The sequence below is a fragment of the Cognatundibacterium griseum genome (assembly GCF_014284195.1).
GTDB classification, from domain to species: domain Bacteria; phylum Pseudomonadota; class Gammaproteobacteria; order Burkholderiales; family Burkholderiaceae_D; genus Undibacterium; species Undibacterium griseum.
This window is the reverse complement of record NZ_JACOGC010000002.1, coordinates 507,494-527,752: the sequence shown is the minus strand read 5'-3', so window position 1 is coordinate 527,752 and position 20,259 is coordinate 507,494. Positions and strand designations below refer to the sequence as shown.

15 protein-coding genes are annotated in these 20,259 nt (G+C 51.7%); 8 read left to right on the top strand and 7 right to left on the bottom strand.

Annotated features, from left to right (window positions below):
* Nucleotides 1-16 precede the first annotated feature (16 nt).
* Together H8K27_RS06795 and hrpA are read right to left on the bottom strand one after the other, a co-directional pair.
* On the bottom strand, nt 17-916 hold the full coding sequence (locus H8K27_RS06795) for a DMT family transporter (protein WP_186862408.1): 900 nt from the start codon (nt 914-916) through the stop codon (nt 17-19).
* Nucleotides 917-945: 29 nt separating this feature from the next.
* On the bottom strand, nt 946-5,055 hold the full coding sequence (gene hrpA, locus H8K27_RS06790) for an ATP-dependent RNA helicase HrpA (protein ID WP_186862407.1): 4,110 nt from the start codon (nt 5,053-5,055) through the stop codon (nt 946-948).
* Nucleotides 5,056-5,199: 144 nt separating this feature from the next.
* Here hrpA and H8K27_RS06785 point away from each other — a divergent pair, with 144 nt between their 5' ends.
* The 3 genes from H8K27_RS06785 to H8K27_RS06775 all read left to right on the top strand — a co-directional run bounded on the left by H8K27_RS06785 (nt 5,200) and on the right by H8K27_RS06775 (nt 8,152).
* Nucleotides 5,200-6,372 carry a tetratricopeptide repeat protein gene (locus tag H8K27_RS06785; RefSeq protein ID WP_186862406.1) on the top strand — a complete coding sequence of 391 codons (1,173 nt, stop codon included), beginning with the start codon at nt 5,200-5,202 and terminating at the stop codon, nt 6,370-6,372.
* 104 nt (nt 6,373-6,476) lie between these two features.
* Nucleotides 6,477-7,787, top strand: a complete 1,311-nt coding sequence (gene argA, locus H8K27_RS06780) for an amino-acid N-acetyltransferase (protein ID WP_186862405.1) — start codon at nt 6,477-6,479, stop codon at nt 7,785-7,787.
* 92 nt (nt 7,788-7,879) lie between these two features.
* On the top strand, nt 7,880-8,152 hold the full coding sequence (locus tag H8K27_RS06775; protein WP_186862404.1) for an oxidative damage protection protein: 273 nt from the start codon (nt 7,880-7,882) through the stop codon (nt 8,150-8,152).
* Nucleotides 8,153-8,414: 262 nt separating this feature from the next.
* Here the strand turns inward: H8K27_RS06775 and rpiA are convergent, their stop codons facing one another.
* Both rpiA and H8K27_RS06765 read right to left on the bottom strand, forming a co-directional pair.
* Nucleotides 8,415-9,086, bottom strand: a complete 672-nt coding sequence (gene rpiA / locus H8K27_RS06770) for a ribose-5-phosphate isomerase RpiA (protein WP_186862403.1) — start codon at nt 9,084-9,086, stop codon at nt 8,415-8,417.
* Between the two features lie 81 nt (nt 9,087-9,167).
* Entirely contained in the window at nt 9,168-10,187 is a 1,020-nt protein-coding gene (locus tag H8K27_RS06765; protein ID WP_186862402.1) for a serine/threonine protein kinase, read from the bottom strand.
* Nucleotides 10,188-10,328: 141 nt separating this feature from the next.
* On the opposite strand from H8K27_RS06765, the gene H8K27_RS06760 reads away from it, so the two are divergent.
* From H8K27_RS06760 to H8K27_RS06750, 3 genes are all read left to right on the top strand, one after another.
* A complete protein-coding gene (locus H8K27_RS06760; RefSeq protein ID WP_186862401.1) occupies nt 10,329-11,030 on the top strand; it encodes a UPF0149 family protein in 702 nt (233 codons plus the stop codon).
* Nucleotides 11,031-11,075: 45 nt separating this feature from the next.
* Complete coding sequence (locus tag H8K27_RS06755; RefSeq protein WP_186862400.1) at nt 11,076-11,360, top strand: hypothetical protein; 285 nt, start codon at nt 11,076-11,078, stop codon at nt 11,358-11,360.
* Between the two features lie 134 nt (nt 11,361-11,494).
* Nucleotides 11,495-11,746, top strand: a complete 252-nt coding sequence (locus H8K27_RS06750) for an acyl-CoA-binding protein (protein WP_186862399.1) — start codon at nt 11,495-11,497, stop codon at nt 11,744-11,746.
* Between the two features lie 44 nt (nt 11,747-11,790).
* Here the strand turns inward: H8K27_RS06750 and H8K27_RS06745 are convergent, their stop codons facing one another.
* The gene (locus H8K27_RS06745; RefSeq protein ID WP_186862398.1) at nt 11,791-12,759 is read right to left on the bottom strand and encodes a 2-hydroxyacid dehydrogenase; all 969 of its coding nucleotides are present in this window, start codon (nt 12,757-12,759) and stop codon (nt 11,791-11,793) included.
* A gap of 370 nt (nt 12,760-13,129) precedes the next feature.
* On the opposite strand from H8K27_RS06745, the gene fdxA reads away from it, so the two are divergent.
* Both fdxA and H8K27_RS06735 read left to right on the top strand, forming a co-directional pair.
* Nucleotides 13,130-13,456: a ferredoxin FdxA gene (gene fdxA / locus H8K27_RS06740; RefSeq protein ID WP_186862397.1), complete on the top strand. Its 327-nt coding sequence runs from the start codon at nt 13,130-13,132 to the stop codon at nt 13,454-13,456.
* A gap of 64 nt (nt 13,457-13,520) precedes the next feature.
* Nucleotides 13,521-14,591, top strand: a complete 1,071-nt coding sequence (locus H8K27_RS06735; RefSeq protein WP_176802135.1) for an NAD(P)/FAD-dependent oxidoreductase — start codon at nt 13,521-13,523, stop codon at nt 14,589-14,591.
* 82 nt (nt 14,592-14,673) lie between these two features.
* Here H8K27_RS06735 and H8K27_RS06730 read toward each other — a convergent pair whose 3' ends face one another.
* A complete protein-coding gene (locus H8K27_RS06730) occupies nt 14,674-15,798 on the bottom strand; it encodes a response regulator (RefSeq protein WP_186862396.1) in 1,125 nt (374 codons plus the stop codon).
* A 44-nt stretch (nt 15,799-15,842) separates the two neighbouring features.
* Nucleotides 15,843-20,141: a response regulator gene (locus tag H8K27_RS06725; RefSeq protein ID WP_186862395.1), complete on the bottom strand. Its 4,299-nt coding sequence runs from the start codon at nt 20,139-20,141 to the stop codon at nt 15,843-15,845.
* Nucleotides 20,142-20,259 lie beyond the last annotated feature (118 nt).

Sequence of the window (20,259 nt, the reverse complement as noted above, 5' to 3'; positions counted from 1 at the left end):
TTGGCAACACTCGCTGTCAGTGACGACGCGAAGACAGGAAAATACCTGTAACTATAAGTACAAATGCTGCGGCATGAAATAACTGTGGCGTATCTCCCAGAAATAATGCAGATAACAGCGCTGCAAATAAGGGCGTCAGATTACTGAAAAATGCCGCAATATTTGGTCCGACCTGCTGTACCCCCGCCCCCCAGCAACGAAAAGCAATCAATGCCGGTCCCACGGCGACAAACACCAGAGCTGCCACCAACGCAAGGTTCCAGTGAATAACTGGTGTGGTCAGCGTCCATTCGGCAAGCGCAAACAGGCCCGACCAGAGCACACCAAAACTGACCTGCGCCAGTAAAAATGTCGCCCAGTGATCCCGCAGATCACCATCATTACCATGCATCAGCAACCAGCTGTACAGCGACCAGGCAATTGCAGCCACCAGCATCAGTAAATCACCGGGGACGAGCCGCAACGTCATGAGATGAGCCGGATCACCACGGCTCAGTACGAGCAATACCCCGGTGATCGATACCAGCACACCCATCACTGCCGAGCGTGAAATCGGTGCAGAAAAAAACAGGCGCCCGATCAGTAACATCCATACTGGCATACTGGCCGCCACCAACGTGACATTAATCGGCGTGGAACTGCGCAGTGCCAGATATTGCAATGCGTTATACATTCCGACACCCAGCAAACCCAACACCGCATAACGGCGCCAGTTTTGCCAAAATAAACTGCCGCGCCGGTAAATCCGAAAGCCAGCCGGCAGCAGAATGCAGAACGCAATCAGCCAGCGAAAAAAATTCAGGGTTGCCGGTGGCAGCAAATCGTTGACCATGCGTCCGACTACGGCATTTCCTGCCCATAGCAAGGGAGGAACCACTAGTAAGGCGATGATTGATGGCGTCAGTTTATGATTCATCTCATCCTATTTCTGCAACCTGACCGTTGTCAGCGCTGCATGCTCTCCCAGACTTTTTGCAGGCGCTTGACCGACACCGGCATCGGCGTCTTCAATTCCTGTGCAAACAGTGAGACGCGTAACTCTTCCAGCAGCCAGCGGTATTCCTGCATTTTCGGATCGATGTCAGAACCAAAACCAGACTTGCGCGGTGCACGTAACCAGCCTTGCGCTGCACTATTCCACTCTGCCTGTTGCCGAGCATCGCGCGCCGGATCAGCGCGCAGCTTATCGATACGCACATTGATGGCTTTCAGATAGCGCGGGAAATGCGCAAGCTGGCTAAACTCATTCTCAGCGATGAAACGCTTGGTAATCAGCGACTGCAACTGACTTTGGATATCGGCCACCGCTTGCGGATGCGCTTTCAAACCCTGCAGTTTTTTAGGCAGGGTGTAATACTCCGCCAGTATTAACCCTGCCAGACGTGCAATTTCATTGGCCAGCAAATTCAATCTGGCCTTACCTTCTTCACGCCGGATATTGAATTCACCGGAATTGGCAGGCAATGGTGTCTGCAGACAGGCACGCTCGATTGCGGTCTGGATAATCTGCTCGCGCAATTCCTCCTGCGAACCCAGCGCCATGAATTGCATGCCCATCTGCTGTAAGCCGGGGATATTTTTTTCTAAAAATTTCACCTGCTCTTTAAGTTGCAAGGCAAACAGGCGACGCAGGCCGATACGATGATAACGGGCGGCCTCATCAGGATCATCAAATACCTCGATATGACAATGCGTGAGCTTATCGACCAGCGCAGGATAACCAATCAGGGTCTGCTTACCCTGCTGCACTTCCAGCAATTCCGGCAGGCTGTCAAAGGTCCAGGCAGTCAGGTTTTCCTGCTGATACAAGGCCGGTGCGGCTGACTGCGTATTGGCCGCCGCCCCCGGTTTGCCGGATGGTGCAGCTGACTGCAGAGCCGGTTTGCCAGCACTCGACATTGCTTGTGGCGCGCTACCTTCTAACAAAGCCAGTTTTTCGGCACTCGCTATCTTTTGAAAACTCTCGCGTGCCTGAGTACCGAACTCTGCCCGTAAATGTGCCAGATTACGGCCCATCTCCAGCTGGCGTCCATGCTCATCCACCACCTTGAAATTCATGGTCAGATGGGCAGGTAATTGTTCAAATTTAAAGTCAGTGGTTTTACACATCAAGCCGGTCTGCTCGCGGATATCCGCAATCACCGCATCGAGGAAATTACCTTTACCCTGCTCAACGCGTTCACAAAATCCGGCAGCATAATCAGGCAAAGGCACGCAGTGACGCCGGATTTTCTGTGGCAGCGACTTGATCAGCAGATGTACCTTTTCTTTCAGCATCCCCGGCACTAGCCATTCCGCACGCTCAGCCGAGACCTGATTCAGCGAAAACAAGGGCACCGTCAGCGTCACTCCATCGCGCGCACTGCCGGGCTCAAAGTGATAGCTGAGCTGCAAAGCAACGCCCGATACCTGCATGCTTTTCGGGAACAGATCGGTCGTGACGCCGGCCGCTTCATGCCGCATCAACTCATCTTTATTAAGATACAGCAGTTTGGGATTGCTGCTGGTCGCTTCTTTGTGCCATTGTTCAAACAAGACCGCGTTCCAGACATCGGCCGGGATATGTTGATCGTAAAACGCGACGATTAATTCATCATCCACCAGCACGTCCAGCCTGCGTGATTTGTGCTCCAGATTTTCAATTTCACGCACCAGTTTCTGGTTGTAGGCAAAAAACGGCGCACGCGTATCGAATTCGCCACCGACCAGCGCTTCGCGGATAAAGATGTCGCGTGCCTCAGCCGGATGATACAGGCCATACTGAATGCGGCGCTGGCTGTAGACCACCAGTCCATACAGGGTGGCGCGCTCAAACGCGCTGACCTGCCCGCTGCGCTTTTCCCAGCGTGGTTCGCCGTAGGATTTTTTGAGCAGATGTCCACCGATTTTTTCCAGCCATTCCGGCTGTATCTGCGCGATGCAGCGGCCATACAGACGCGAGGTATCCACCAGCTCAGCCGACATAATCCAGCGTCCGGCTTTTTTAGCCAGACTGGAACCAGGCCAGATATAAAAGCGGATGCCACGTGCGCCCAGATAATGCGCTTCTTCGTCGGATTTATATCCGATATTGCCAAGCAAACCCGTCAGCAGCGACAAGTGTAGCTGCTCATAGGTAGCCGGTGTTTCATTCAGCCGCCAGCCCTGCTCCTTCACAATCGTCAGCAATTGGGAGTGCACCTCACGCCATTCGCGCAGCCGCATCTGGCTAAGGAAATGGCTGCGGCAATTATCCTGTAACTGACGGTTAGTTTTTTTATGCTCAATCGCGTCTTCAAACCAGTTCCAGATTTTCAGGTACGACAGGAATTCCGATTTTTCATCGGCAAATTTCTTATGCGCCTGATCAGCCGCTGCTTGCGCTTCCATAGGCCGGTCACGCGGGTCTTGTACCGATAAAGCGGAAGCGATAATCAATACCTCGTGCAAGGCCTGATGATCGCGCGCCGCCAGGATCATGCGCCCCACTCTCGGGTCCAGCGGCAGTTTCGCCAGCTGACGGCCCACCGGCGTCAATTGATTGCTTTCATCCATCGCACCCAGTTCTTGCAATAACTGGTAACCATCTGCGATCGCGCGGCCCAATGGCGGCTCGATAAACGGGAAAGTCTCCACATCAGTCAGGCGCAGCGACTTCATACGCAAGATGACTGCGGACAGCGAGGAACGCAAAATCTCAGGCTCCGTAAATGGCGGGCGCTGCTGGAAATCTTGTTCATCGAACAAACGGATACACACACCAGCGGCAACCCGGCCGCAACGACCAGCGCGCTGATTGGCGGCCGACTGCGCAATCGCCTCGACCTGCAACTGCTCGACTTTATTGCGATAACTGTAGCGCTTCACACGCGCCAGTCCGGTATCGACCACAAAGCGTATACCAGGCACAGTCAGCGAGGTTTCTGCCACATTGGTGGCTAACACGATACGGCGTGCATTCGAACTCTTGAACACCCTTTCCTGCTCTTGCGCAGAAAGCCGCGCAAACAGCGGCAGGATTTCCACATGCGGCGGGTGATGCTTACGCAAGGCCTCCGCCGCATCGCGGATCTCGCGCTCACCCGGCAGGAACACCAGCACGTCGCCGGAACCGATACGGCACAATTCATCGACCGCATCAGTAATCGCGGTCATCAGGTCACGTTCTTTATCTTTCTCAGATTGCTGCACCGGGCGATAACGCAATTCGACCGGATACAAACGTCCCGACACCTCGATCACTGGCGCCGGTCTGGCTTCCTGTCCTGCAGCCGCTGGCTCTGCAAAATGCCGCGCAAAACGCTGGGCATCGATGGTGGCGGAAGTAATGATGAGCTTCAGATCAGGACGCTTAGGTAGCAATTGCTTCAGATAGCCGAGCAGGAAGTCAATATTCAGGCTGCGCTCATGTGCTTCATCGATAATGATGGTGTCGTACTGACGCAGCAGCGGATCGGTCTGGGTTTCGGCCAGCAGTATCCCGTCCGTCATCAGCTTGACCGACGCGCCCTGACTCAGGGTATCGGTAAAGCGTACCTTAAACCCCACATGCTCACCCAGCGGTGAATTCAGCTCCTGCGCGATACGCTTCGCGGTGGACGAAGCTGCAATCCGGCGTGGCTGGGTATGGCCGATCAGCCCATGCTGGCCGCGTCCCAGTTCGAGACAGATTTTCGGCAACTGTGTAGTTTTACCGGAGCCGGTCTCACCACAGACGATGATGACCTGATGCTGGCGTAAAGCAGACGCAATTTCTTCACGCTTGCCGGAAACGGGCAATTCCTCCGGAAAGCTAATCGCAGGTAAAGGATTGCGGACAAGCGCAATAGCTTCCTTCCCACGTCCCTTTTGCAGGACAGATTTTGACTGCCTTCCTGGCTCTCGCGGAACAGGTGACTGACCGCCAACATGGGCAGAATCGGGGGCAGATTGTAATTTGGCTGGCTTTTTTTGTTGCTGATCCGCCACTTGCGCCTGCTGGCGCAACTGCTGACGCAAATCACGCAGCCCGGACAAGCCCTCAGAGACAGGCACCGCTTTTGATGTATTTTTTTTAGTAGATAGGTTTGAAGACATAGCGGGACGCATTATCCCAGATTTTTCCATGATCTTGGAGTAGACTAAAACCATCACATGATCATGACACATCCAGATTCCCGACTACCGGTCGCTGACTGACGTTGCACGGTTTCCGGACTCATGCTGACCAGAGGAGTATCCATGCGCCTGCCTTTATTATCTGCGGTATTCATACTTTTGCCTCTGCTGCTGGGCGCCTGCGCCAGCACTCCTCCACTTGCGCGAAACGGTACTGAATTCCAGGATCATCTGTTTCAACCACCGGCACATCCCGTCCGCAGTCAGGATATTCTGTCTGTCAGCCAGGAAATGCAGCACTTCCTGACTCATGAAGTGGCGCACTCCGTTCGCAATAACGGCTTAAGGCGAGGACTATATAACGCCCTGACCAATGGATGGTTAACGATTGATTACGACACTGAAATCACAAAAAATGCGTCTGAAACCTTTCAGACACGCAGTGGTAATTGTTTGTCGCTCGTCCTGATGACCGCTGCTCTTGCTAAACAACTGGATTTGAAAGTCGATTACCAAAATGTTTTCCTGGAAGACTCCTGGACGCAGGCAGACAACCTGTACATCGCAACAGGACATGTCAATGTAATTATTGGCAAAAGACCCAGCCACTACGATGCCGAAATGGATAATTACAATATCCTGATTATCGATTTTTCCCCTGCTCAGCAAGCGATCCGGCAAAAAAGCGAGAGTATTACTGAGGCCCGGGTACTATCCATGTATCTCAATAACCGCGCAGTCGAACTTTTATCGACAGGTAATATCAATGATGCCTATTGGTACATTAAAGAAGCCATCAGACAAGATCCAGCTTTCTATGCCGCATATAACACTTTAGGTGTGGTTTACCGTCGCCATGGTGACATTCTTCAGGCAGAACAAATTTTCAGAGAAATTCTGCAAGCCAGTCCTGACAACGTGATCGCACTCAGCAATTTACAGGAAACATTGGAAAAATCTGCGCATTATGCTGAGGCAGACTCCATTGCTCAACGCCTGCACAAGCTGCAACCGCATCCGCCGTTTTATTTTCTTAACCTGGCGAAAGCAGAAATGCAGCATGGCAATCTGACGCAAGCCAAAAATTTCATCGAAAAAGAAATACAGCGTGATCCTTACAATGATGAATCACACTTTCTCCTCGCCCAGATTCATTATCAGTTAGGTGAAATGTCAAATGTCGAGAAACAACTCCTGCTAGCCAGAGAAAACAGCAGCACGCGAAAAACATACGATTTATACAGTAGCAAGTTAAATTTTCTAAAGGCACAAGCCAGCATCAGTCCAATAAAATAGATAAAAAATCAATCATTTCTTGATGGCTGGGAAAATATTAAATTTTCTTTTCAAGCTCAACAATCCGAGCAACACACACAACTGTCTCCGCTTATAATTTACGGATGGAAAATCCCGTTCAATTCGTACAATGGCTGCGTTCAGTCGCGCCTTATATTCATGCATTCCGTGGCAAGACCTTTGTTGTCGCCTTTCCCGGCGAACTGGTGATGGCGGGAGCTTTGCCTGTACTCGCGCAGGATCTGTCCCTGTTGCATGCACTCGGCATCAAGATTGTGATCGTTCACGGCTCCCGGCCGCAAGTTGCCGAACAACTTGCTTTGCGTAATGTCGAGGGTCGCTTCCACAACGGTATCCGTATTACCGATACAGCAGCTCTGGAATGTTCCAAAGAAGCCGCTGGTGAGTTGCGCCTTGATATCGAAGCCGCGTTCAGCCAGGGCTTGCCAAATACGCCGATGGCGCATTCGGCAATACGGATTATTTCTGGGAATTTTGTGACGGCAAAACCGATTGGCATTGTCAATGGGATTGACTTCGGTCTGACAGGCACTGCGCGCAAAGTCGCCTATGACACCATTGACAGGATTCTGGAAGCAGGAAACCTCGTGCTGCTGGGGCCGCTGGGGTTCTCCCCGACGGGAGAAGCATTTAATCTGACGATGGAAGATGTGGCGGTTTCTACCGCGACGGCATTGCGTGCCGATAAACTGATATTCATCACCGAAACCCCCATGATGGCAGATCAGGATGGCGATGAAATCCGTGAGCTGTCATTTATGCAGGCTGAACAGGAGTTGAATGCCAGCTATTTGCCGCCGGACTCCGCGTTTTATCTGGAACATGCCATCAAGGCTTCCCGCGGAGGGGTCGGACGTATCCATATCGTGCCATACAAAATGGATGGCTCCGCCCTGCTTGAGCTGTTTACACACGATGGCGTCGGTACCATGGTGACATCAGAAAATCTGGAGAGCCTGCGCGAAGCCACGATTGAAGACGTCGGCGGCATCATTAAGCTCATCGAACCGCTGGAAGCCGATGGCACACTGGTCAAGCGCGGACGTGAACTGATCGAACGCGAAATCAATTACTTCTCCGTGATTGAGCATGACGGCGTGATTTTTGGCTGCGCTGCGCTGTATCCGTTCCCATTCGACAAGATGGCTGAAATGGCTTGTCTGACTGTGAATCCGGATGTACAAAGCCAGGGAGATGGCGAGCGAATCCTGAAACACATGGAAAAACGCGCACGGCGCGCCGGTTTTCACTCGCTGTTTGTGCTGACCACACGCACCGAACACTGGTTTCTGAAGCGGGGCTTCGTCAAGGCCAGCGTGGATGACCTGCCCAAAGATCGCCAGAAAATGTATAACTGGCAACGCAAATCTCTGGTTCTGATCAAGCAGCTCTGATCTGATCGTTTTATAATCGGCCACTGACAAGTCATGCTGGCAATCCGGCAGACTTCACGTGATCGTTCTGAGTTTTTCTGAGGAGTAACACCATGGCCCGTATGGTCCACTGCATCAAATTAGACAAAGAAGCCGAAGGGCTGGACTTTCCACCTTATCCCGGCGAATTAGGTAAGCGCATTTATGAAAGCGTCTCCAAAGAAGCCTGGGCTGGCTGGATGAAGCACCAGACCATGCTGGTGAATGAAAACCGCCTGAATCTGGCCGACGTACGCGCACGCAAATACCTCGCCACTCAAATGGAAAAACACTTTTTTGGCGAAGGCGCTGATGCCGCCGCCGGATACGTGCCCCCATCAGCCTGAACCTGATCAGGTATATTGCAAAAAAGCCCGCCAATGCGGGCTTTTTTGCAAGTCGGTCAATTCCACCACTGCTGTTACGCGATAGAGCTTACAGAGATTACGCCCCTGCACTACTTAGAGCGGAACACTGCTCAAACATACTCCCCCTCAGTATCTAAAACTCTCCTTATCCGATAAGGAGGTCAGCGCTGTTTTTCAGAAAATAAAGGGGAGTATGTAGTAATTCAATCTCAAAAAACGTGTCCCGGGTCTTGAGTCCGCTTCAGAACTGCAGTGTTTTCACGCCTGTTTCCGTACCCAGCAGGCAAACATTCGCCCCCTGGCGGGCAAACAGACCTACCGTCACCACGCCGACGATATTATTGATCAACGCTTCCAAGCCTACCGGATCAGCAATCTGCAAACCGTGCACATCGAGAATCATATTGCCGTTATCAGTAATCAGCGGTTGCCCATCTTTCAGGCGCAAGCGGGCTTCGCCACCAATAGCATTCAGTTTGCGAGCCACCACGGTGTGCGCCATCGGAATCACTTCCACCGGCAACGGAAAGCGCCCCAGCTGATCAACCAGCTTGGAACCATCTGCAATGCAGATAAATTTTTCGGCAACCGAGGCAACAATTTTCTCGCGTGTCAGTGCAGCGCCCCCGCCCTTAATCATTGCGCCCTGCGGAGTAATTTCATCGGCGCCATCAATATACACGGGCATGGAAGTGACTTCGTTCAAATCCAGCACGGTAATGCCATGACTGCGCAGACGCGCAGCCGTTGCTTCAGAAGAGGCGACTGCCGCCTTGATTTTATGTTTAATCTTCGCCAGTTCATCGATAAAAAAATTGGCGGTCGAACCCGTGCCGACGCCGACAATTTCATTTTCCACCACATAGGCAACAGCTGCCTGAGCGACAGCGCGTTTCAGTTCATCCTGAGTCATGTTGTTTCCAATCGTGCATGGACTTCGCAGTCCGGATTCATCAAATGTGCGGCATTGTACCGGATCGTGCGCCGGCTGCGCTCAGACCGGCCACAACGGTGCCTCATCCATCAACGCAATCTGCTCGCGCAATTCCAGGATCCTGTCCTGCCAGTAGTGCTGCGTATTGAACCATGGAAAAGCGACGGGAAATGCGGGGTCGTTCCAGCGCTGTGCCAACCAGGCGGAATAATGCAACAGACGCAGGGTACGGAGTGCCTCAATCAAATAGAGCTGGCGACTGTCAAATTCATAAAAATCTTCATAACCCGCCAGAATATCCGTCAACTGAGCCTGCATCTCGGCACGCGAACCAGATAGCAGCATCCATAAATCCTGTATTCCTGGCCCCATACGACTGTCATCAAAATCGACAAAATGCGGCCCGGCCTGCTCTCCGTCGCTCACCCATAAAATATTCCCCAGATGGCAATCCCCATGCAGGCGCAATAACGGCACATCGCCCGCCCGCTCATAACAGCGCGCCACGCCATCCAGCGCCTGTTGCGAAACACTGCGGTAAGCCTCCTGCAAATCCACAGGAATGAAATCATGCTGCAATAACCATGTGCGCGGCACCACACCGAAATGATGCGGGTCAATCGACGGGCGATGCACGTAGGAGCGGGTCGCGCCACAGGCATGAATGCGTCCGATCAGGCGTCCGATCCATTCCAGCGTGGCAGCATCGCCGGTTTCCGGCGCCCGCCCGCTCTGACGCGCAAACAGCGAAAAGCGGTAATGCTGATAATGATACAGTCCCTGACCATGACGGTCGCGCATTGCCGGCACCACCGGAATTTCCTGTGCGACCAGTTCCTGCACAAACTGATGCTCCTCCAGAATGGCCTGATCCGTCCACCGTTGCGGCCGGTAAAATTTTGCAATCAACGGCGCGCCATCTTCCAGTGCAATCTGGTACACCCGGTTTTCATAACTGTTCAATGCCAGCAAACGGCCGTCGCAGCGAAAGCCGCAATGCTCCACGGCGTCAAGCACGCACTCCGGTGTCAGTCCACTGAAAGAACCGGCCTGACTGGCGATCTGATTTTCTTTATCCATGCGCATTATTGTACGTGCTTCTCAAGAACAAACCGCATCTTACCCGTCGCCCGGGACGTTTCATTTGCACACAAAACTGCTGCACAGCATCCTCACAAAGCGCTACACTGCCGGTATTTTGATTTCCATTCAGGTATGACCATGCATCTCGACGAACCTCTGAGCGACAAAGAATTCAACGAACTCGACAAATTCCTCATGTCCGACAAAGTGGGAGATGACGGCATGACGATGGATGCCCTGCACGGCTATCTGACGGCCATCGCGCTTGGACCGGAAATGATTCCGATGGCCGAGTGGTTGCCACTGGTGTGGGGCCTGCCGGATCAGGCGCAACCGCAATTTAAAAACGATAAAGAAATGCAGCGCATCATCAACCTGATCGCACGTTTCATGAATGAAATCCAGATTACCTTTGAAGTGGCGCCCCAGGAATATGAGCCATTGTTTTGCGTCATGGAGCAAAATGGCAAGGAACTGATTGACGGCGAAACCTGGGCGTGGGGCTTTTGGGAAGGCATGCAATTGCGCGCCGACGCGTGGGAAGCTGCCTGGGAATCCACCGAAATCGGTCCGTTGCTGCAGCCGATTTATCTGCTGGGCGCGGAAGAAATCAAGGAAGACGAATTGCAATTCGTCGATACGCCGGAAAAGTGTCACGCGCTGGCGCTGAATGTTGAAACTTCAATTCCGGCAATCCGCCGTTTCTGGGCGCCATTGCGTAAATCCGGTGTCACAACAGTAAAACGGGATGTGCCGAAAACAGGTCGTAATGACCCTTGCCCCTGCGGCAGCGGCAAAAAATTCAAAGCCTGCTGCGGCGCAGAACCAACCCTGCACTAAACAAGATTCACAACACAGACCAGCTGATGAGACAGAGGCGCTGACATGATGAAAGCTGAATACACAATCTGCTTCCCAGACACCGCAGCTCCTCACCTGCATCACTTGCTGGCCAGCGAAGGCGGTATGCCGGTACAACAGGCTGGAGCGCTGCGTTATGATTTTTTGTCGTCCGCTGCCTCTGGGCAAATGCCTGCCGCCACTGCCCGCCTGACCAGCAATGGTCTGACTTTGCACATATTCCACGAGGAAGGGCATGCCTGGGCCGGCCGGCTGATTGCAGCACTGGTCCGGGAATTGGGCCAGATCCAGATTATCTATCCTGCATAACCATCCCCACTCCAGCACATAGATTTACCAGTAACAGGCTTGCCGTTTCTGAGGGAAACCTCTAGGACAATTCTGTGCAGCGACTTCTGCGCATGGTATTTTCCACTTTTATTTTTCCCTTTCCGGTGATTCCCATGAGCTTACAAGACCAGTTTACTCAGGCATTGGCTGACTCCAAAAATTTACCTGAACGCCCTGACAATATGACACTGCTGAAGATTTACGCCTTATACAAACAGGGCAGCAGTGGTGACGCCAATGGAGACCGTCCGGGCATGACAGACTTTGTCGGAAGGGCCAAATTCGATGCCTGGGCAAATCTGAAAGGCACCTCTCAGGAAGCTGCGATGCAGCAGTATGTGGACCTGATTGCATCGCTCAAATAACAGATTCAGATAACGCCGCCCGGATCAGCCGGGCCGGCCGTCGATTATTTCAGTGTCAGCAGGTTCGGTGGCGTGGCACCGGTCAATCCGGCAATCAGATTATCTGCTGCACATTGCGCCATTGCCAGCCGCGTTTTTTCCGATGCGCTGGCAATGTGGGGGGTCAAGACCACATTATCGAGGGTTAAAAAGTCCGGATGAAACTTTGGTTCATTTTCAAAGACATCCAGACCAGCCGAAGCAATCTGCTTTACTTTTAACGCAGCAATCAAGGCGGCATCATCGACAATTCCGCCACGCGCCAGATTGGTCAGGGTTGCGGTCGGCTTCATCATTCCCAGTTCGGCCGCACCAATGGTATGGTGCGATGCAGGTGAGTAAGGCAGCACCAGAATCACATGGTCAGCCTGACGTAACAGCTCCTCTTTCCCGGCATAAACGGCATGATTGGCTGCCAGCTCCTGTTCCGGACTCAGACGGGAACGGTTGTGATACAGGACTTTCATATTAAACCCCATCGAACGCCGGGCAATCGCCTGGCCGATACGTCCCATGCCGATAATACCTAACGTGGCACCATGCAGATCGGGGCCGAGAAAATAATCATAACGCCATTTCGTCCATTTCCCCTCCCGCAACCAGTGCTCAGCCTCAGTAATTCGGCGTGCTGCAGCCATCATCAACGCCCACCCGAAATCCGCCGTCGTCTCGTTCAGCACATCCGGCGTATTACTGGCCATCACACCGTGTGCATGACAAGCGGCCAGATCAATATTGTCATAGCCGACCGCCATGTTGGCGACCATTTTCAGGCCAGATACTTGCTGCAACAGGTCTTCATTAATCCGCGCACTGGCTGTCGTTAAAGCGCCCTGCTTTCCCTGCAACCGGGTAGCCAGCTCTGCTGGCGTTAAAATGTGATCATCCTGATTGGATTCAACTTCAAAATACTGGCGCAAACGCTCCAGTACCTGTGGAAAAACGGCACGCGCTACCAAGATGGCTGGTTTCATACATGCTCCCTAAGCAGAAAAAATAATTTGGAAAAAGATATTAACGCCGAAAAGGAATTTTTCCGCATTTCTGCCACTGAGATCAAAAATTTCATCTCTGTCATTATTCTGGATGATGAATTTCATCAGTAGTGACACACATCAAAGTCTGGCCAGGAAATTTTGATTACAATTTCATACTGGATAATCCTTCTTGCAGAAAGCCGGCATCCATCCGACACCTCAGTCCGTATTTGCTTATGCGCAAATGATATAAGCCTGATTTGTGAGAACGGTTAAATTGCCTTAAAATACAAGGCTTTGCAGCCTTGGTCAGCTTTTTCTGCCATCCGACTGCACCGAAACCCCGAATTTTTTAGATTGGACTGTTATGACCCACGTTGTGACCGAATCCTGCATCCGCTGCCGCTATACCGATTGCGTGGATGTCTGCCCAGTGGACTGCTTCCGTGCTGGCCCCAATTTTCTCGTTATCGATCCTGATGAATGCATCGATTGCGCCGTCTGTGTGGCTGAGTGCCCGGCAAACGCTATTTTTGCCGAAGAAGATGTGCCGTCTGATCAGATCAAGTTCATCAAGATCAATGCCGAACTGACGCGCAACTGGCCATCCATTACCAAAACCGTTGCGCCGTTGCCGGACGCGGATGACTGGAAAGACGTGAAAGATAAGCTGCAATATCTGGAACGTCCATAATCAGTCCGGCTGCCAGCAGCAACTGATGTACTCAATTTAAGCATTATCAGAAATGACTCGTCGTATGGAAAATAAACAAACTACTCAGGCAAATGGCGTAATCGAAGCGGATGCCGTCATCATTGGTGCAGGTCCGGTTGGCCTGTTTCAGGTATTCGAACTGGGCCTGCTCGAAATCAAAGCCCACGTTATCGACTCTTTGCCTGTGGTCGGCGGACAATGTGTGGAGCTGTATCCGGACAAGCCGATTTACGACATCCCGGCCGTTCCGGTCTGCACAGGTCAGGAACTGACTGACAACCTGCTCAAACAGATTGAACCGTTTGAACCAACATTCCATCTCGGTCAGGAAGTCACACTGGTGCAACGCCGCGAAGATTCGCGTTTTGACGTGGAAACATCCACAGGTACGCGTTTCATCACCAAGACGATCTTCATCGCTGCTGGCGTTGGCTCTTTCCAGCCACGCACTTTGAAAGTAGAAGGCATTGAGGCATTTGAAGGAAAGCAGGTTTTTTACCGCGTCAAGGATCCAAGCCAGTTTCATGGCAAAAACCTGGTAATCTGCGGCGGCGGCGACTCAGCACTGGACTGGGCGCTGAATCTGGTTGGCAAGGCTGAATCTGTGGTTCTGCTTCATCGCCGCGAAGATTTCCGTGCTGCACCGGCATCCGTCGCCAAGATGAAAGAGCTGTGTGACAACTATGAAATGCAACTGACCATCGGCCAGGTGACCGGCATTGAGACAAAGGATGACCAGCTTTCAGAAATCAAGGTAACCGGTGCTGACGGTGTAACACGCCGCATGCCATTAGATACTTTGCTGGTATTTTTCGGCCTGTCTCCAAAGCTCGGACCAATCGCAGAATGGGGTCTGGAGATTGAGCGCAAGCAGTTGAAAGTCATGGACACTGAAAAGTTTGAAACTAATGTGCCAGGTATTTTCGCCGTTGGTGACATCAACACTTACCCCGGTAAGAAAAAACTGATCCTGTCCGGCTTCCACGAAGCCGCACTGGCCGCATTTGGTGCTGCACCGTATATTTTCCCTGAAAAGAAAATTCACATGCAGTACACCACGACTTCTCCGAAGCTGCATAAGATTCTTGGTGTCGATACACCAGTATTTGATTAAGCCCGGCTCTGCCCCATAAAAAAAGCGCGAAGCATCCTTCGCGCTTTTTTTACAGCTGGTCAATCAGGCTATTTACACATCGTCAGTCCGGTTGAGAATCGTGGTAAGTTTTTGCGATTTCCGCGAAGTCGTCAGCAACTACCAGAAAAGCATCCACGACATCAGGATCAAAGTGTCGTCCGCGCGCCTCCTGGATCTGAACGATGGCTTCGGCATGCGTGTAAGTGCCATCGTAATCGCGCTCGGAGATCAGGGCATCATAAGCATCAGCTACCGCCATAATGCGCGCTGAAACCGGAATCTGCTCACCACACAAGCCTTCGGGATAACCCGTGCCATCCCATTTTTCCTGATGCGAATACGTAATTTCACGGGCAAATCTTAAAAACTCATTACTGCCCCCCAGATACTTTTCGACCGATAAAATCGTTTCACGACCGTGCCAGGTATGCTGCTTCATCAGATCGAATTCTTCCGGCGTCAATTTTCCCTCTTTCAACAAGACGCTATCCGGAATACCAATCTTCCCAATGTCATGCAAGGGCGCTGATTTATACAGCAACGTGATATTGGCTTCGGACAGCTCATGACAAAAGCGCGGATGCTGGCTCAGCTGATGTGCCAGCAATGTCACATAGGCCTGTGTGCGCCGGATATGGCTGGCAGTTTCATTATCACGCGCCTCCCCCAACAGCGCCATTGCCATGATGATGGCGTCCTGCAAACGCCCCAACTCCTCGGTCCGCTTCTCCACCAGACGTTCCAGATAGACATTCTGATTGCGCAATAGCTGGCGCGCACGGATCAGATTCAGCTGCGTTGCCACCCGCGCCTGAACAATCGCAGGACTGATCGGCTTACCGATATAATCCACGGCCCCCAAGCGCAGTCCCAGTTCCTCATCCTTTGCCTGACTGCGCGCCGTCAGGAAAATTACCGGAATATCTGCTGTCACCAGCTCAGATTTCAGGCGCCGGCAAGTTTCATAACCATCCATTTCCGGCATCATCACATCCAGCAAAATCAGATCAGGATGCGGTCTCTGCCCTGCGATCTGCAAAGCCTTCACACCACTGGTGGCGATCCTGACTTTGTACTGCTCCTTTAATAAACCTGATAACAGGGAAATATTATCGGGTGTATCGTCAACAATCAGGATTACCGGTCGGCTATCGCCAGTTAACTCCGTGGATATTGGATGGCTCATGTTTTTGTTATTTTCAAAATATGTCAGGTTTTGCTTCTAGTACGTTACGTGTGACGCACCGTTGCCTCGCTGAGACCATGCTGCGCTATTCCTTGTCTCAGATAATTTAGCGCAAGATCAAAGTCGAATTGTTTCGCGGCCCGCATGATCTGCTTATGCAACTCGGCTCCGAGTGCCTGGACAATCACATCCGAAGACTCCACCAGAAAATCGACCGCCTCCCCATCGTATTCGCTTAACAACTGCTCACATTGCCGCAAAGTACTCAATAGAATCTGGCGCTGATAAACCTGCGGAGAACCCGTGGCATCCTGCGTCACGGTGTCACGAAATTGCTTTCCTAAAAAAACTTGAATTGAAGCACGGGTTTTCTGCAGCTGCAAATCACATAATTGAAACTGCCGGTCGACATGCAAACCATATTCCCGCGCCCGCAAATACTGCTCCAGCACATCCGCTTCCTGCCGTACAGTTGTGGCGGCAATCAATGCAGCGACACCTTTTAAAGTATGAATCAGCCGTTCGGCCTGCTCCTGATCACCCGCCTGATGCATCTGGACTGCCTTCGCAACAGCATCATGCTGATCGTCACAAAAACGCCTCAGCAATTCCATGTATAAATCTGCATTTCCCAGTGTGCGCTGCAGGCCTTCGTCCACATCGACCATCTCGATGGACAGCACATGATTTCCCGCGACATCTTCAGCGGTCAGCACTGTATTTTCCGTGATAAACTGAGGACACCAGTGCGAAATCATGTCGTACAGCGCTGCAGGGGTGATGGGCTTGGCCAGATGTGCGCTCATGCCAGATTCTTTGCAACGTGCAATCTCGTCCAGCATGGCGTGCGCAGTCATGGCGACAATCGGCAGCCCCTCGTAGGCAGGCCGGCTACGTATCATTCGTGTGGCGTCATGACCATCCAGTACCGGCATCTGCACGTCCATGAACACCATCCCGTAATAATCCGGATGTTCCTGGAGCAGCATTTCCAGTGCAGCTTCGCCATTTTCAGCGACATCCACCTGAATACCGCCCGCCTCCATCAGTTCACAGGCAATCTGCTGATTCATCTGATTGTCCTCGGCCAGTAAAACGCGTAGTCCTGCATATTGAGGAACCCTGATCGCCTGCTTATGTCCGGGCTTCTCTAATGGCTTCGAATACAAGGCCGTTATACAATCCAGGACCTGGATAAATCGAACCGGTTTAGGTAAAAATGCATCAGGCATCATCACGTCAGCCCTATGACTCGCCTCTTCCCGTCCATGCATTCCCATCAGGACAAATGCAGGCATAGTCTCAAGCAACTGTCCGCGCTTCAGGGTGTCAATCCATGTCAGACCATCCATTGCCGGCATATTCAGATCCACAAACACCAGATCATAAGGATCGTCGTTATCCACAATCTGCATCATTTGAATCGCGGGAGCAGCTTCCTGCGCCACATCAACGCGTGCTCCCAATAACTCCAATTCATCACGTAACACGTTGGCGGCAAGCGCATTATCATCAACAATCAGAATCCGTTTATGACGGATCAACTCAGTATGTGCCGGAGTCCTGACATCAGGGGACAAACCAAAACCCAGGTAAAAACGGACACAGGTTCCAAGCCCGGATTCACTTTCCAGATTAATCTGACCACCCATCAATTCAACGACACGCCGGGAAATTGACAGACCAAGACCTGTGCCGCCAAATTTCCGGGTGGTAGATTCATCCGCCTGGCTGAATGGCTGAAATAAGCGCTGCATTTGCTCCGGCGTCATGCCGATACCGGTATCGCGTATCTCAAATTGAAGCTGCAGCTGTCCCTCGCTCACTACCTGATGCCGGCATCTGACATACACTTCACCATGCTGAGTAAATTTGACTGCATTATTAATCAGATTGATCAATATCTGTCCCAGGCGCAGCGCATCACCACATAAGGCGCGAGGGATTTGCTGCGGGACATCGAAAATCAGCTCCAGTCCTTTTTCATAGGCTTTATCTGCGGTAATTGCGCACACATTTTCCAGAACCTCATCGAGGTTAAATACTGTATTTTCAATATGCAGCTTTCCCGCTTCGACTTTGGAAAAATCCAGAATGTCGTTAATGACGCCCATCAGCGACAAGCCGGCCTGATGAATCTTCTCCAGATAATCTTTTTGTTTCGGGCTTAATTCGGTTCTGAGCGCCAGATGTGCCATACCGATGATGGCGTTCATAGGAGTACGGATTTCATGGCTCATATTCGCCAGGAAGATAGACTTTGCCTCCGTGCTTTCCTCTGCATGACGGCGTGCCCGCTCTGCCTCTTTTAACTCATTCTGCATCTGTATGGTCTGCAAACGCATCTGTTCAGCCATACTCTGTTGTAACTGCAGCTCCAGACATTTGCGCTCGGTGACATCGGAAATGAAGGATAAATTGGCAGGTTGCCCCTCCCAGTCGATCAGTACAGAAGATAATTCCACCCAGCTCATTTTTTCGACCGCAGGATTCAGCATCCGGCATTGAAAATGCGGGGCAACCATTTCCCCCCTCAAACAACGCAGATCATAATCCTGTACCGCCAAACGGTCGCCTTCAAAAATCAGGTCAGCAAAGTTGTGTGCCAGCAGAGAATCCGGTTCGCGTGCAGTCAACTTATATATCTGAGGATTGGCAAAAACAATTTTCTGATTCTGGACGACCATGATGCCTTCAGACGCATGATTCACCAGTTGGCGATAATGCTTCTCAGACCTGTTCAAATCTGCTTCAAGCTGGCGACGGGCAGAAATATCCATGACAACCCATACCGTTCCATGCGAAAGATCATTTTGATCAACAGCTCGTCCGGAAAAGTGTGCCCAGAACAAATCGCCATCTGCACGACGCATCTGTAATTCAGCCTCAAACGACTCACCTCTGAGTACCGCAGCACTGACCGCTTCTCCCGATTCAAGATACGATGTCCTGGAAGGGTAATAAGGTTCCAGTGATGCGCCCAGAATCTGCCCGCGATCCACACGAAAAATTTGGCAAAGCGGTGTATTAGCCCATTGTACCCGGCCCTGATTATTCAGAAATACCATCCCGACGATCGAATTTTCCAGAATTGTTTCGCGCTCGGACAGCATTCTCTTCAATTCAACGTCCAGCGCCCTGCGTTCCGCCATCGCGTCTTCAGCCAAACGGCGCGCCAACTCCGCCTGCTTCAGTTCATTTTTAATACGCAGAGTCTGCACATGCACGCGCGTGGCCTGCCCCTGCGCTTTGGCAAATAATTCCAGGTAACGCTGCTGTTCCTTAAATCCTTCTTCCCACTGCCCCAGCTCAGCAAAAATATCGATTAATTCCCGGATGGCGCGCAATGGAATGTAGATGTATCCCTGAATGCCATTTTCATCAATCGCGCGACGCAGATCATGAATTGCCTCAGGAAAACGTTTGTGACGCCAGTGCAGATGCCCGCTGACCCATCGGGTATAAGGCTTTAAGGGTTTATCCTCATAGCTGTCACTCAGGTTCTGGGCAATGGCATTTAAACGATCAGCCTCTTCGAGCTGTCCGCGCATAGCCAGCGTATAGGCTGCAATCGAAAAACAGAAAGCACGACTGGCGGCGTCCGGATAATGCGCCTGGCTGTTTTCACCGATATAGTCAACAATCCCGAGGTAGGCCTCCTCATATTTATCCAGTGCAATTTTGCATAATGCATACATGGTTGAAATAAATGGTGCCAGCCAGCGCTCATTCGACTGAATCGCAATCGCCCGCGCCTCCTGCAACAGTGGCTCTGCATCTTCAGCATTACCGGAGATATAAAAAATCTCTCCCAGATTAGCCATCACCTGAGAAACCCGGTTCAGGATATTCAGGCGCTGCGCCTGCTCAAGAGCCATGTAGAAATGCCGGATGCCCTCTTCGGTAAAACCCAGCTCCTGCGATAAGATGCCAAGAAGATTAAAAATCAGCACCGACAGGCGGTGATCCCCTTCTGGTAAGAGAGGCAAAATTTTGGTGTGACATAACGAATACGCCTGCTCCGACATACCGTGCCGGCGCCAGACTGCCACCGTACCCAGCATGGAAAATGCCAGCCCCTCTTTATCACCAACCAGCTCAAACATAACGGATATACGCTCAAACTCAGGCTCGGCCTGAGCCAGGCGCCCATCAAAGAAATCCGCGAAAGCAAACAACAACTCGGCAAAAGTTCCCATGACGGGCAAGCGGTGACTCACGGCGCTTTGCCGCAACCGGGATGCAATGATGCGCCCTTCTTCCGGCGAGTCCCGCATCAGGTCAAATGCTGCAAAACAACTCTCACGCATCTGAGCATCGGAAAGTTCAAAATCATTGCCCATACTTCACGAATCCTCTATCCAGAACGGTATTTGCCAGTTTGCCTGATATTTAGCAGGATTACATTTTAACCAATTATTTAACATTAATTTGCATGAAGGTAACGATCCGCAACATCCA

Excerpts from the sequence above, each read along its gene's own strand:
- H8K27_RS06735 (WP_176802135.1), top strand. The coding sequence starts at position 13,521 with ATGGAAAATAAACAAACTACTCAGGCAAATGGCGTAATCGAAGCGGAT.
- H8K27_RS06795 (WP_186862408.1), bottom strand. The coding sequence starts at position 916 with ATGAATCATAAACTGACGCCATCAATCATCGCCTTACTAGTGGTTCCT.
- H8K27_RS06745 (WP_186862398.1), bottom strand. The coding sequence starts at position 12,759 with ATGAAACCAGCCATCTTGGTAGCGCGTGCCGTTTTTCCACAGGTACTG.
- argA (WP_186862405.1), top strand. The coding sequence starts at position 6,477 with ATGGAAAATCCCGTTCAATTCGTACAATGGCTGCGTTCAGTCGCGCCT.
- H8K27_RS06730 (WP_186862396.1), bottom strand. The coding sequence starts at position 15,798 with ATGAGCCATCCAATATCCACGGAGTTAACTGGCGATAGCCGACCGGTA.
- H8K27_RS06750 (WP_186862399.1), top strand. The coding sequence starts at position 11,495 with ATGAGCTTACAAGACCAGTTTACTCAGGCATTGGCTGACTCCAAAAAT.
- rpiA (WP_186862403.1), bottom strand. The coding sequence starts at position 9,086 with ATGACTCAGGATGAACTGAAACGCGCTGTCGCTCAGGCAGCTGTTGCC.
- hrpA (WP_186862407.1), bottom strand. The coding sequence starts at position 5,055 with ATGTCTTCAAACCTATCTACTAAAAAAAATACATCAAAAGCGGTGCCT.
- fdxA (WP_186862397.1), top strand. The coding sequence starts at position 13,130 with ATGACCCACGTTGTGACCGAATCCTGCATCCGCTGCCGCTATACCGAT.
- H8K27_RS06755 (WP_186862400.1), top strand. The coding sequence starts at position 11,076 with ATGATGAAAGCTGAATACACAATCTGCTTCCCAGACACCGCAGCTCCT.
- H8K27_RS06765 (WP_186862402.1), bottom strand. The coding sequence starts at position 10,187 with ATGGATAAAGAAAATCAGATCGCCAGTCAGGCCGGTTCTTTCAGTGGA.
- H8K27_RS06775 (WP_186862404.1), top strand. The coding sequence starts at position 7,880 with ATGGCCCGTATGGTCCACTGCATCAAATTAGACAAAGAAGCCGAAGGG.
- H8K27_RS06760 (WP_186862401.1), top strand. The coding sequence starts at position 10,329 with ATGCATCTCGACGAACCTCTGAGCGACAAAGAATTCAACGAACTCGAC.
- H8K27_RS06785 (WP_186862406.1), top strand. The coding sequence starts at position 5,200 with ATGCGCCTGCCTTTATTATCTGCGGTATTCATACTTTTGCCTCTGCTG.
- H8K27_RS06725 (WP_186862395.1), bottom strand. The coding sequence starts at position 20,141 with ATGGGCAATGATTTTGAACTTTCCGATGCTCAGATGCGTGAGAGTTGT.